General features: G+C 61.3%; 12 protein-coding genes. 1 reads left to right on the forward strand and 11 read right to left on the reverse strand.

Annotated elements, in window-relative coordinates; translation table 11 throughout:
* Positions 1-8: 8 nt before the first annotated feature.
* Genes CRO59_RS06480 through CRO59_RS06525 form a run of 11 tightly spaced genes read right to left on the reverse strand, consistent with a single transcriptional unit; the run spans position 9 to position 11,013 of the window.
* Positions 9-1,145 carry a glycosyltransferase family 2 protein gene (locus CRO59_RS06480; protein WP_097088749.1) on the reverse strand — a complete coding sequence of 379 codons (1,137 nt, stop codon included), beginning with the start codon at positions 1,143-1,145 and terminating at the stop codon, positions 9-11.
* Positions 1,138-2,106, reverse strand: a complete 969-nt coding sequence (locus tag CRO59_RS06485; protein ID WP_096796211.1) for a glycosyltransferase — start codon at positions 2,104-2,106, stop codon at positions 1,138-1,140. The genes CRO59_RS06480 and CRO59_RS06485 overlap by 8 nt, the downstream gene beginning before the upstream one ends.
* Positions 2,103-3,473 (reverse strand): O-antigen ligase, encoded by a 1,371-nt coding sequence (locus CRO59_RS06490; RefSeq protein ID WP_097088751.1) that lies wholly within the window; start codon positions 3,471-3,473, stop codon positions 2,103-2,105. Before CRO59_RS06490 ends, CRO59_RS06485 begins: the two co-directional genes overlap by 4 nt.
* Positions 3,470-4,561: a glycosyltransferase family 4 protein gene (locus CRO59_RS06495; RefSeq protein ID WP_097088753.1), complete on the reverse strand. Its 1,092-nt coding sequence runs from the start codon at positions 4,559-4,561 to the stop codon at positions 3,470-3,472. The genes CRO59_RS06490 and CRO59_RS06495 overlap by 4 nt, the downstream gene beginning before the upstream one ends.
* Complete coding sequence (locus tag CRO59_RS06500; protein WP_097088755.1) at positions 4,558-6,150, reverse strand: Wzz/FepE/Etk N-terminal domain-containing protein; 1,593 nt, start codon at positions 6,148-6,150, stop codon at positions 4,558-4,560. Before CRO59_RS06500 ends, CRO59_RS06495 begins: the two co-directional genes overlap by 4 nt.
* A gap of 17 nt (positions 6,151-6,167) precedes the next feature.
* Positions 6,168-7,193 carry a polysaccharide biosynthesis/export family protein gene (locus tag CRO59_RS06505; protein ID WP_097088757.1) on the reverse strand — a complete coding sequence of 342 codons (1,026 nt, stop codon included), beginning with the start codon at positions 7,191-7,193 and terminating at the stop codon, positions 6,168-6,170.
* A 21-nt stretch (positions 7,194-7,214) separates the two neighbouring features.
* Positions 7,215-7,862 carry a CpsD/CapB family tyrosine-protein kinase gene (locus CRO59_RS06510; RefSeq protein ID WP_041066276.1) on the reverse strand — a complete coding sequence of 216 codons (648 nt, stop codon included), beginning with the start codon at positions 7,860-7,862 and terminating at the stop codon, positions 7,215-7,217.
* Positions 7,862-8,536, reverse strand: a complete 675-nt coding sequence (locus CRO59_RS06515) for a sugar transferase (RefSeq protein ID WP_371917803.1) — start codon at positions 8,534-8,536, stop codon at positions 7,862-7,864. Before CRO59_RS06515 ends, CRO59_RS06510 begins: the two co-directional genes overlap by 1 nt.
* Positions 8,491-8,598, reverse strand: a complete 108-nt coding sequence (locus CRO59_RS29205) for an ESPR-type extended signal peptide-containing protein (RefSeq protein WP_227698836.1) — start codon at positions 8,596-8,598, stop codon at positions 8,491-8,493. Before CRO59_RS29205 ends, CRO59_RS06515 begins: the two co-directional genes overlap by 46 nt.
* Positions 8,599-8,626: 28 nt before the next feature.
* Positions 8,627-9,664, reverse strand: a complete 1,038-nt coding sequence (locus CRO59_RS06520) for an NAD-dependent epimerase (protein WP_097088761.1) — start codon at positions 9,662-9,664, stop codon at positions 8,627-8,629.
* Entirely contained in the window at positions 9,661-11,013 is a 1,353-nt protein-coding gene (locus CRO59_RS06525; RefSeq protein WP_096796216.1) for a UDP-glucose/GDP-mannose dehydrogenase family protein, read from the reverse strand. The genes CRO59_RS06520 and CRO59_RS06525 overlap by 4 nt, the downstream gene beginning before the upstream one ends.
* A 389-nt stretch (positions 11,014-11,402) precedes the next feature.
* On the opposite strand from CRO59_RS06525, the gene CRO59_RS06530 reads away from it, so the two are divergent.
* A complete protein-coding gene (locus CRO59_RS06530) occupies positions 11,403-13,100 on the forward strand; it encodes a sulfatase-like hydrolase/transferase (protein WP_097088763.1) in 1,698 nt (565 codons plus the stop codon).
* Positions 13,101-13,234 lie beyond the last annotated feature (134 nt).

Genomic DNA, 13,234 nt, shown 5'->3' on the forward strand with positions numbered 1-13,234 from the left:
CGGTCCTCTCAACGGTTTTGTTCAGGGTTCCACTGGGCATATCGGTGGCCGCGCAGGAACTGCCACAGGCCGAGACTCATCCCGGCGAGGGTGACCAGCAGGAACGCGGCCAGACGAAACGGTTTGGGCAAGCGATGTTGCGAGTCCAGCAGTCCGGCCAGCGCAATGGCGTAGCCGAACAGTTGGGCGATCAGGGCCAGTCGATAGAAACCGTGGTCATCCCACAGCCAGAAGTTGCTCAGCAGCAGCGGCAGCAGGAGGATCGGTGCCAGGCGCCGAATCAGTTTGTGGCTGATCAGCGCCAGCGAATACAGGCCATGTTTGAGCGGGTTGAGCAGCTCACGGCGCTGGGCGAGGCTTTGCAGGCCACCGACGGTGACGCGTTGACGGCGGCGGAACTGTTTGTCCGCTTCGTCGACACCGTGGTCGATCACTTGCGCCTCGGGCACGTACACAATGCGCTTGAAGGCCACCGGTGCACAGGTGCTGAGAAAGAAGTCGTCGTTGACCTCCGCCGGCACGCTCTGGAACAGCTCGCGGCGCAGGGCGAGCAGGGCGCCGTCGGCCGAGACCATGCAGCCGGTGCGATTCTCCACCCGACGCAGCCAGCCTTCGTAATGCCGGTACAGACTGTCGCCGACGCTGAGGCCGCCGCCGGTCACTGGAATCACCATGTGCCCGGCGCAGGCCCCGACGTTGGGGTCGCTGAGTGGCGCGAGCAGGTAGCCGAGGGTTTCCCGCGACCATTGGTTGTCGGCGTCGGTGAACACCAGAATATCGCCAGTCGCCAGGGCTACGCCGGCATTCAGCGTCGCGGCTTTGCCTTGGCGCGGCAGGTCGAGGACAGTGATGCGCGAATCAACCACTTTGTGCGCGCGGGCCACGGTGTCGTCGGTCGAGCCATCGCTGGCGAGAATGATCTGCAGCGTGGCCGGCTGATAGTCCTGCGCCAGCAGCGTGCGCAACTTGTGCTCGATGTGCCGCGCCTCATTGTGCGCGGCAATCACGATGCTGATGTTCAGCGGCGGCGCCGGGCTGTGGCGCCAGGCCGGGAACAGCGGCGCCAGCACAGTCAGCAGAAGCGGGTAGCCAAGGTAGGCATACACCGGCAGCAACAGGCACATCCAGAAAATGAATTCAGCCACGGGCAGGCCTCCTGGCGTTCCAATGACACAGACTGAGAATGAACGCGGCGCCCGCCAGGTGCAGACGCACCCAGTGCAGGCCCCACAGTTGCACGGTCAGGCCGATGTCGTGGTGTTTGATACTCTGCCGCACGCTTAGCACCAGCCCCGGCAGGAGGGTCAACGCGACCATGAACGCGGCGTGATGCGGGAAGCCGTCGAGCAACGCTGAAATCGCCAGAAAGTCGAGGATCCACACCGCAATCGACAGCAGCGGAAAGCGCAACAGACGCAGGCTGAAACCGTGAGTACGCAGCAGTTGCAGATGACTGCCCTGACGCCACATTTCCTTGCCCATCCACTCGCGCCAGTTCATCTCATAGCCCCAATGCAGGGCCACGCTGCTGTTCACCGACAGCAGCCGCGCGCCTTGTTCGTGCAGGCGCAGGGTGAACTCCTTGTCCTCGCCGGTGCGCAGGTGTTCGTTGAAGCCGCCAACCTTGTCGAACCAGCACCGGCGCATCAGCAGGTTGGAACTGGGCAGCCAGTCCACCGGGTGCGAGCTCTGGCTGGACGGGCGCAGCGTGCGCCGTTGCCAGGCGGCGGCGTACCACGGCGCAGTGGCGGGGGTATGCAGGTCGAGACCGAACACTTCGGCTTGACCCTCGGCTTGCAGTTCGAACAAGGGCTTGAGCCAGTCTTCGGGCATTTCGACGTCGGCATCAATGAACGCGATCCACTCGCCGCTTGCCAGCACGGCACCGCGATTGCGCAGTGCACCGATCAGCAGGCCTGGCAGCACCAGCACCTGTGCACCGAACCGGCGGGCGATGTGCGGGCCGTCGTCGCTCGAACCGTTGTCGACCACGATCAACTCGCAGTCGACATCGGCCGCATGCGCGGCTTTTTGCGCCGCCAGCAGCGTACGGCCGATGTGCCGGGCCTCGTTGTACATCGGGATGATGATGCTGATCCGGCTCATGTTCTGGCCTCGGTCAGTGGCGCCTGTTCGGCCTTGAGGCGCAGGACGCTGGTCAGCGCGAGCATGATCCACACGTACTTCTGGTTCGGTGCGCTGAGGAACATCAGGAACAGGGTCAGCGACAGAAAGCTCACCCCGAGGTGAGTCATCAGGTCCGCCTGCTGCCAATCGCGCCGCAGCATCCACGCGGCGCGGGCGCGAATCAGGTTGTACAGGCCCAGGCCGAGCATGCCGACGAACAGCAGGCCGGCAGGAATCCCCAGTTCACTGAAGATTTCCAGGTAGGTGTTGTGGGCACGGCGGTACAGATCGCCGATCTTGCGGTTGGCGGAAAATGCTTTGGCGTAGCCGGTGGTCGCGTAGTGCAGCGGGAAGGTGCCGGGACCGGAGCCGAGCAGCGGGTTCTCGCGGATCATCTGCCCGCCGACCACGATGTACGAGGCGCGGCGGCCGAGGGATTCGTCATCGTGGCCCTTGGCCCCGGCGCTCAATACGCTCAGGGACTGGATGCGCGCGAGGTAACCGGCGGGCATTGCGTAGATCGCCAGCGGAATCACGATGGCTGCACCGAGCATAGCGAAGCCCAGGTGCCGAGGGCGAATGCGGGTCAGTTGCGCGCGGTAGTGCCAGCAGCCGATCAACAGACTCAAGGCCACTACCACCAGCCCGGAGCGCGATTCGGTCTTGGTCATGCCACCGAGCAGCAGCAGGCAGCAAGCGCCCCAGAACAACCGGTGCAGCAGGTTTGGCCCACGAATCACCAGCAGCAGCGCCAACGGAATGGCGAAGGCGATCAGCAAGGCAAACGCGTTAGGGTCTTCCAGAAGACCGGCAGCGCGCCCCTGATCCTGGAATTTGACCGAAAACATCGCCATGGCGCAGGTCGTGCTGACGCTCAGGGTCACCAGTCGGGCGAACAGGTCGAGATTCAGTTCACGGCCAATCAACAGGGTAATGACAAACAGGATCAGCCCGACGCTCAGTTCGCGCAGGTGTCCCAGCGACATGCCCACGTCATCGGTGTTGAGCAGGCTGAGGAAATACAGGACTAGAAACCACAGCAGAAACCGCCAGATATTGCTGCGCAGGCGATCGCCGGGAATCTGGTGCAGGGCCAGTTGCAGCATCACGATCACCGCCAGCGAGGCGCCGATCAGTTTGCTTCCGGACAGTGCACTGTCCTTGAAGAAACCTTCAAACGGTACCAGCGCGGCAATGCCCAGCAGGCCCCAGGTTGGCTTGCGGTACAACACCGTGAACCCCACAAGACCAATGACCGCGCCGGGTGCGAGAAACGGATAAGGGCTGGCGAGCAGACCGATGCACACCATGCCGAGCAGGGTGACGATCGAGAGCGGGAAAATCATGCGCGTGCCTCCCGTGCCGTGCGGATGTACAGCTGCGACCAGCGTTCGGCCAGGGCCTTGAGGTCGTAGCGATCCTGTTGCGTACGCTTTGCGTTGTCGCACAAATGCCGGGCCAGCTTCGGCTCGCTCAGCAGGTTGTCGAGCTGACGGGCGAGGTCGGCGCTGTCGGCGGGTGTCGCCAGCAGACCGTTATGCCGGTGCTCGAGCACATCGGGTATGCCGCCGACGGCGAACGCCACCACCGGCACGCCGCTCTGCATCGCTTCGAGCAGAATCATCGGCGTGCCTTCGGTGCGCGAGCTGATCACCAGCGCATCCAGGCGCTGCCACCACGGTTGCATGGCGGTCTGGTAGCCGGGCAGACGAATCCGTTGCTGCAAACCTGCGGCGTCGATCCGCTCCTGCAGCGCCTCGCGTTCCGGGCCGTCGCCGAGCATCACCGCGTCCAGTTGCGGATGCTGGTGACACAGCGGAATCAGCGCATCGAGAAACAGGTCCGGGCCTTTCTCGCTGCTCAGGCGCCCGACGTAACCGGCGAGCCAGCGCTGGCGGTCAACGGTGCTGACCAGCGCGGCGGCGGCGGGCAATCCATTGGGGATCACCTGGAGTTTGTCCGCCTGCACGCTGGCCTGACGGTGCAGCACGGCGATGCTCTCGGCCACACACACCACCCGATCCACCGACGCCGTGCGGCACAACTGCAAACTCAGCCAGGTGTAGAACTTCTGCTTGCGGCTGCGCGGGGTGAAGCCGTGTTGGGTGATGACCAGCGGCAAACGCAACAGCGTCGCGCCGACCCAGCCGAACAACAGCCCTTTGAAGTTGTGCGTATTGATCAGCGGCCGTTCGCTGCGCCGGGCCCGCAGGTGGCGCAACAACTCGCCGAGCCCGGAGCAGCCACGGCAATCCACCCCGGCCTCGCGAAAGCGCGCGATCAACGCCGGCGGTGCATCGAGGAACAGCACCTGGTGCTGCCCCGGTGTCGCCAGACAGTGATCGAGCAACATGCGCTCGGCCCCATAGAAGCCGCCGCTGCTGAGCAAATGAATGATCGGCAGCGCGGCGTTCGGGGTGGACAGCGTGTTCAATTGCGCACCCAGTGCACGAAGCTTGGCACGGTCCAGTTCTTGTGCGGATTGCTCGGCAGCACGTTTTCGTCGTTGATCACCAGCAACACCGGCAGGCCCAGTTCGTGGGTGATTTGCGCCGGGTGTTTGAAACGGTGATCGAAGAACTCACGCACATAGACCAGGGCAATCGCCAGCAGCAGACCGGTGAACAGCCCGAACGGAATGATCAGCAGCGGTTTGGGGAACGCCGGCTCGGTAGGCTCGAACGGCGGGCTGAGCACCTTGGCGTTCGACAGGTCGTCGTTGAGCGAACCGGCGGTGCTGCTTTCGGCAAAGCGTTGCGCGTAGGTCGAGAACGCCGTGTGCAGCGCGTCGATTTCCGTGTCCATCTGCCGCAGCTTGCTCTGGGTCTGCTGCAAGGTGTGGATGCGGTTCTTGAACTCGGCGATGCGCGCGGTTTTCTGATTGATCACCTGTTGCACCACGGCCAGATCGTTGGTGCGCTCCTGAATGCGGTTGCTCACCACTTTGAGGAACTGCTGGCGAGTGCGGGCGATCTGCTCGCGGGTCAGCAGCATCGGCTCGCTGCCGGGCTGGAACACCGCGAGGTCATTCATGTAGCGGCTGACCTGAGTGGTCAGTTGCTCGCCCAACTGTTTGATTTCCCGATCCTCGAACGCCACGTTATCGACGGTGGTGGTGAAGGTGAAGGGGAAGGTGTAGTCGTTGAGCTTGTTGCTGCTGGCGGCCGTCAGCGCGGTTTTCAGGTATTCGAGCCAGCGCTGGCTCTGTAGCAGACGATCCTGGTACAGGTTCAGGGCTTGCTCTTCGGTGTTGATCGCGTTCAGGCGGAAGGTGATTTCTTCCTTCGGATCGGACGATGCAACACTTTCCAGCAGCGCTTGCCGATTACCTTCCAGCCCGTCGAGACGCACCTGATACAGGTGCTTCTTGGTTTCGTAGAAGGATTGCGGCAGGTCGATCGATTGCAGCGCCTGACGGCTGCCCAGATAGTTCTGCAGCAGGGTGGCGACGAACGTCGTGCCCTGATGCGGATCGGGGAAGCTGTAGACGATCGAAATCACGTTGGAGCCTGGGAGGGTCTCGATTTTCAGGCTGTTGATCGCATCTTGCGTCAGGCCGTCGAGCACGGTGTCACGTACCGGATCGGTTTGCAGCCCGAGCATGTTGCGCAGCGGGTTGATCAGGTACTGCCGCAGCGGCGACGTGACATAGCGGCGGAACGGTTCGCTCACCAGTTTGGCGAACACGCCCACCGGCGGGTTGTACTCGCCCTTGTCGCGCAGCTCGCTGATGGTCTGGCGGATCAGCGCCGGGGACCGCAGGATGTTGCTTTCGGTTTCCATGTCCGCCAGCGACGGCGGAATGAAGGTGGCGTTATCGACCGTCAGTGACGTGGTGGCGTCACCCTGGGAGAGTTTTTTCGACTGCACGATCACCTGGGCGGTGATATCGAAGCTCTGCTTGAGCACCAGCGGCAGTAGCAACGCGATGACTGCAAAGATCAGGAAGACCCGTTTCACCAATTGCTTGTTGGCGAAGAAGATCCTGAAGAACTCATGCAGGTAGTTTTCCTTTGGATTCATGATCGGTCACCTGAGAGTCAGTTGTTGTTACTGTCTTTGTTGTCGACGCGGTAGCCGAAGCTGAAGCCCACGCCCTGGAACAGCACCACGTCCGCCAGTTGCCGAGCCAGCTCACCGGCACTCGCCAGTTTGGTTTTCGGCACAAACAGCATGTCGTCCGGTTGCAGGTAGGCGATCTGCGACGCGTCGCCCGAGAGAGCTTTTTCCACGTCGTAGTGCACGGCCTGCACCTGGTTGCCGTTGCGGCGCATGATCACCACCGAGTCCAGACGCGCCTTGACGTTGGTGCCGCGCGCCAGGGTCAGCGCTTCAAGCACCGACACTGGACGGCGGATCGGGTAGGAACCCGGTTGGCCGACTTCGCCGAGCACGTAGATCTCGTTGCCGGCGGTGGACTTGAGCATCACATCGACGCTCATCCGCCCCGGCAATTGCGCGTACTTCTGGTTGAGGAAAGTTTCCAGTTGGTTGATGGTCATGCCTTGCAGCGGCACCGCGCCGATTTCCGGAAAGCTTGCATAACCGTCATTGCCCACGGTGATCTCGCGGCTCATGCCGGTGGCCGGGTGATTCAGTGCGCTTTTCAGGTTCTGCTCATTGGTCAGCGGGCTGATGACTTGCACCGTCAGCTGATTGCGGTTGGGCTGGAACAGTTGTTTGCGCTGGTAGGCACGCTGGATTTCATCGCGCGCCTCGTCGGCAGTCAGACCGGCGATTTTCACCGAGGTGTTGGCGCCTGGCAGGTTGATGGTGCCGTCGGGCAGCACCAACTGGTTGCCGTTGAGCTGGCTGGCAGCGGTGAAGTTCAGGCCGATCTGGTCACCCGACTGCACGCGGTAGGCGTCCGAACCGCTGGTGCTGATGTGGAAGATCACATCCAGCACGTCTTGCGGGCGAAGGGTCTGTTCGACCTTCGGCATATCGGTGGCCTGGGCGTTGGCCGGGGTGGCGGTGAGAATGTTCACCGGCATGTTCTGGGTTTCGGAAGTGCTGGAGCAGCCTGCAAGCGGCAGCATCAGCAGAACAAGTATCTTGGCGTTCATGGCGTCATCCTTCGCGTTTGCTTACAGGTTTTTGTAGAGCCACTTGGGCATGTAGTACTTGCGCCGGTTGAACACGCTGCCGACTACTTTCGCGCCGGCCTGGGTCAGGCGTTGCACGGCGGCCTGGGCGACTTCCCAGCGGGTGTCCTCGGCGCGCACCACGAACACCACGCCATCGACCTGAGTGGCGAGCACCAGCGTGTCGGCGGCGGAATACACCGCGTCACCGTCGATCACCACGAAGCGGTACTGGGTGCCAAGTCGGTCGAGCAGCGGGCTCAGGCGCTCGGCGGTCAGGTGTTCGAGGGTGCGGATCGGCCGGCCATTGGGCAGCACATGAAACGGCAGGCTCGAGACCTGCACCACGCAGTCCTGCAACAGCGGCGGGTTGTCCGGGTTGAACAGCAGGTCGCGCAGGCCACGCTCCTTGCCCAGGTTCAATTGCTGCGTGAGGCTGCCTGCCGACTGGCTGGCATCGACCAGCAACACCTGGCCGCTGCTCATCTGCGCCAGTTGGCTGGCCAGTGCCAGGGCACTGGTGGTGGTGCCCGCGCCGGGGTTGGCGGCGGTCAGGAACAGGATCCGCAGATCCAGATCCAGCACGGTCGAAATCAGGTTCGATTCGCTGGGGTTGGCAATACTCAGGCTTTTGTTGGTTGAACCGTCCATTAGCTTGCTCCGTGGCCGCTGAATACTTTGAAGGGGGTTTTCAACAAGATCTTCAGATCAAGCAAAAGGCTTTGCTCGGCGATATAGCTGAGGTCCAACTCAACGCGCTGGTCGAAGTCGATGTTGCTGCGCCCGGAGATCTGCCACAGGCCGGTCATGCCGGGGTAGATGCTCAGGCGTGCAAGGTGGTTGTCCTTGTAGCGGTAGGCGTTGAACGAAGTCGGCCGTGGGCCGACCAGGCGCATGTCACCGCTGACCACGTTGAACAGGTTGGGCAGTTCATCGAGGCTGGTACGCCGCAGGAAACCGCCGATGCCGGTGATGCGTGGATCCTTGTCGATCTTGAAATCGATGGCGTCGACCCCGTGCTTGTTGAGGTGACGCAGCGATTCCTTCAGTTCTTCGGCGTTGCAGACCATGGTGCGGAACTTGTACATGCCGAAAGTGCGGCCGCGATAACCGGTGCGTTTCTGCACGAACATCACCGGTCCCGGGCTGGTGAATTTGATGGCCAGCGCCAGGCCCAGCAGCAGCGGCAAAAACACCACCAGAATCAGCAGCGCACCGAAGCAGGCCAATACCCGGTTGGTGCGTGACAGCGTCCATGGCCGGCCGCCGTCGCGGCCGGTCAGCCAGCCACGGCCCTGCCGGTGGATGGCGCTATCGAGGCGCATTCGGTGCTCGGGATCCATGCGCTTGTCGCGGCGCATCTGATTGATCGGTACACCTTGTTCATGTCCAGTCATGGGGTCCTCCGCTGATGTTCAGCCGCGAGCGGCGCGTGGGCGATAGGCAGTGGGGTAGTAGTCGCGAAACCAGGCGATGAAACGCCCCAGTCCTTCATCCAGCTCGATCCGGGGCTGGAACCCGGTGGCCTGGGCCAGATCATCGGTCTCGGCACAGGTGTTGAGCACATCGCCCGGTTGCAGGGGCAAGAGCTCGACAATGGCTTTCTGGCCGAGGTGTTTTTCCATCAGCGCCAGATAGGTTTTCAGCTCCACCGGGTGGTGGCCGCCGATGTTGAACAGGCACCACGGCGCCATGCTGCTGCCCGCGTCGGGATGTTCACGATCCCACTCCGGGTGGCTGTGCGGCGGATGGTCGGTGAGGCGCGCGATGCTTTCGACGATGTCGTCTATATAAGTGAAATCGCGCTGGTGCTCGCCGTAGTTGAACAGCTTCAGCGGTGTGCCTTCGGTGATCGCCCGGGCAAACTGAATGGGCGACATGTCCGGCCGACCCCATGGCCCGTACACGGTGAAAAAGCGCAGGCCGGTGCTGGGAATGCCGAACAGGTGGCTATAACTGTGGGCCATCAGCTCGTTGGCTTTTTTGGTCGCGGCGTACAGCGACAGCGGATGATTCACCCCGTCATGCACCGAATACGGCGTGTGCTGGTTGGCGCCATACACCGAGCTCGACGAGGCGTAGATCAGATGCTCGACCGGATGATGCCGGCAGCCTTCGAGAATATTCAGGAAACCGCAGAGGTTACTGTCGAGGTAGGCCTTCGGATTTTCCAGCGAGTAGCGCACCCCGGCCTGCGCCGCGAGGTGGATCACCACTTGCGGTTGCTCGCGGACAAACAGCGCTTCAATCGCGGCGGCATCGGCCAGATCGATCCGCGCCAGCGGGAAATGCCCGACCTGATCGCGCACCCATTGCACCCGATCGTGTTTCAGTTGCGGGTCGTAATAGCCGTTGAAGTTATCCAGGCCGACCACCGCATGCCCGTCGCGCATCAGCCGCAACACGCAATGGGCGCCAATGAAGCCGGCTGCGCCGGTGACCAGGATTTTCATGGGCGCAGTCCTTCCGGAGCGATGTGGCGCAGGCCGATGCCGCTGTAATGCAGACCGGCGGCGGCCACGTGTTCCGGGTTGTAGAGGTTGCGACCGTCGACAATCACTTTCGAGCGCAGCTTGCTCGCCAGCAGCTCGAAATCCACTACGCGAAAATTCTTCCACTCGGTGCAGATCACCAGCGCATCGGCATCTTCCAGGGTGTCGTCGCGGGTGGCGCACAGGTGCAGGTCGTTGCGATAGCCGTACAGGCGCCGGCATTCGGACATGGCTTCCGGATCGTAGGCCTGCACGCTGGCGCCTTCGGCCCACAGCGCGTCCATCAGGTAGCGGCTGGGGGCTTCGCGCATGTCATCGGTATTGGGTTTGAACGCCAGGCCCCAAATCGCAATCGACTTGCCGGCCAGACCCTGCGGAAACTGCGCCTTGAGTTTGCCGAAGAGGATGTGCCGCTGGCTGTCGTTGACGTCGGTGACGCTGCGCAGCAATTTCAGCGGCATGCCGTTGTGTTCGGCGGTGTGCAGCAGGGCGCGCAGATCCTTAGGAAAGCATGAACCGCCGAAGCCGCAACCGGGATAGATGAAGTGGTAGCCGATGCGCGGGTCTGAGCCGATGCCTTTGCGCACCGCTTCGATGTCGGCGCCGAGCAGTTCGGTGAGGTTGGCCAGTTCGTTCATGAAGCTGATGCGCGTGGCGAGCATCGCGTTGGCTGCGTACTTGGTCAGCTCGGCGCTGCGGTTGTCCATGAACATCAGTTTTTCGTGGTTGCGGCAGAACGGCGCGTACAGCTCGCTCATCTGCTCGCGGGCTTCGTCATCGCGGGTGCCGACGATGATCCGGTCCGGGCGCATGCAATCGGCGAGGGCGCTGCCTTCCTTGAGGAATTCGGGGTTGGACACCACGCGGACCTTGAGGGCACTTTTGCCGCGACGGAGCAACTCTTCGCTGGCTTTGGCGGCGACCTGGTCAGCCGTGCCGACCGGCACCGTGGACTTGATGATCAGGGTGCGATCGGCCTCCATGTGCGAGGCGATCTCCCGAGCCACGTTCAGCACATGGGTCAGGTCGGCGGAACCGTCTTCATCGGCCGGCGTGCCCACGGCGATGAAAATCAGCTCGGCATGCTCCACCGCGTCGCTGGCCTGAGTGCTAAAGAGCAAGCGGCCGGCCTTGATGTTTTCTTCGAGGGTGCTGGAAAGACCAGGCTCACTAATAGGTGGCACAGCTTGTTGCAGTTGCTTGATCTTGTTGGGGTCAATATCGACACATAAAACCCGATGCCCTACATCTGCAAGTGCGGCGGCTTGAATTAATCCGACATAGCCGGTGCCAAATACGCTCACGTCCATCTGCGCACCCTCGATAGAGCGAAAAGAAGAAGTTCGGAAGAAGACTGTAAAAGGGGTATAGCGCAGGGTTTGGAAAGCGTGTCAGCAAAATGACATGTTGCACCTGTATAACACTTGAGCGCTTTTTGGCGATTGGCCATCAAGTCATTGCTGCGATTGGATTTGTTGTTTTTTTGCAGATTTGTTCAGATTCAAAATAAGCGATAAACGGTTGTAAGTCTTTAATTTAAAGGCTTGTAGCGTTTGGTGTGTGTCAGATTTGAGTCACCGGTTTTTTGACGCTTTCTAAAGAAAACAGTCAATTCTTGCGCTTTGATGGCTGGGTGCTAGTGTCAGGTTCTGACCGACAAACCTTTGACTCCCTGCCGTTTTGCACGAGCGGTATCGCCATGTTCAGATATGCCAAAGAATTACTTTTAATTGTTTATTTGCTGCTTTATTCCGGATATTACATTGATCGGTTAAATGCTATCGGCGTCGGTTTTGCTGTACTTCTTTTTGGCGCGATGTTTTTGGCGCTTACTTTAGCGTTATATCTAACGGCTTATATTCGTCAGGCTCTCATTCGCCACTTATTCGCAATAACACTGTTTGTCTCGGCGGTGTTTTTCGATGTCTATACCCGGGTCACCGCGGATTACCTGAGCTACAGCAGTTTTGTCTCGCTGGTGTACTCCGGCGGCTTCATTCAGGAGGCCGCCTACCAGTATCGCGACGCGATCATTCATGGCGCGCTCAGTGGTCTGCTGTTGCTGTTCGGCATCGGTCTGAAACCGCGCCATGCACTGGTGGTGCCCAACGCGTTGCGTGTGGCGGCGCCGGTGTGTGGTGTGCTGCTGTTGAGCGCGGTGTTGTTCCTGCGGGCGGGCGAGGGCGCGCGCGGTTTGCCGATCATGTATACGCCGCTGGCCTATCTGAACCTGTTCGCTTATGAAGCGCTGCACAACACGGTCGGCCCGCGCGAGCCGGTGACGCTGGCGCGCAACGCAGTGGCGATCAATCACGACATCGTGCTGATAATCGACGAAAGCATTTCCGGCAATTACCTGGACATCAACGCGCCGTTCGGAGTGCACAGCAACCTGAATCAGGCGCATCCGGGCGTCGACATTTTCAACTACGGCTACGCCGCATCCATCGCCAATTGCAGCGCCGACACCAACGTCACGTTGCGCTACGGCGGCACCCGCGCCGACTACATGCGCATCAACAGCACGCTGCCGTCGATCTGGCAGTACGCGAAAAAGGCCGGGTTGCGCACGGTGTACATCGACGCTCAGCGCACTGCCGGCAATCTGCAGAACCTGATGACCGACACCGAGAAAAAAGACATCGACGAATTCGTCCAGTTTGACCAGACCAGCGTGCGTGACCGCGACATGGCTGCCGCCGCCAAGCTGATCGAATTGCTCAACGATGATCAGCCGGAGTTGGTGGTGATCAACAAGGTCGGCGCGCATTTCCCGGTGCACGACAAATACCCCGACGCCTTCATGGCCTACCGTCCGACCTTGCCGCGCGGGCAATTCACCGAAGTCGCCGACACCGGCAAACGCGACGGTTTCAACGGCCAGCCGGATGACTGGGTGCTGTACCGCAACGCCTACAAGAACACCGTGCTGTGGAATGTCGGCGAGTTCTTCGCCCGGGTATTTGCCCAGGCCAATTTGCACAATGCGCTGCTGATCTACACCTCCGATCACGGCCAGGACCTGCATGAACGCGGCAACCCCGGGCTCAATACCCACTGCGGCGGCGATCCGGTGGAGGAAGAAGGGCTGGTGCCACTGGTGGTGATTCAGGGCGATCAGCTGCACGGGCCGGACTGGGCGCAAGCGTTGCCGGCGAACAAGGATCGCTCCAGTCACTACAACATTTTTCCGACGCTGCTGCAGTTGATGGGTTATGACCTAGCGGGAGTCGAGGCGCTGTACGGCAAACCGTTGACGCTGCCGACGGCGGACGACTTCACCTTCAACTACCGCTTCAATGCGCGGCTGGGGGCCAAGCCTGAGTGGAAGCACATTGATCTGAAGACCATCGTCACACCGGGTGCGGCGGCGACCAGTGTGGCGACCGGGGAGTGAGATTTGTGCCGGTTTCACTGGCCTCATCGCTGGCAAGCCAGCTCCCACAGTGTTTTAAGGTGTACTCAGTATTTGTGGACAACCTCAATCCCTGTGGGAGCTGGCTTGCCAGCGATGGGGCCAGTTCAAACACC

It is taken from the genome of Pseudomonas sp. LAMO17WK12:I5 (assembly GCF_900215165.1).
GTDB lineage: Bacteria > Pseudomonadota > Gammaproteobacteria > Pseudomonadales > Pseudomonadaceae > Aquipseudomonas > Aquipseudomonas putida_A.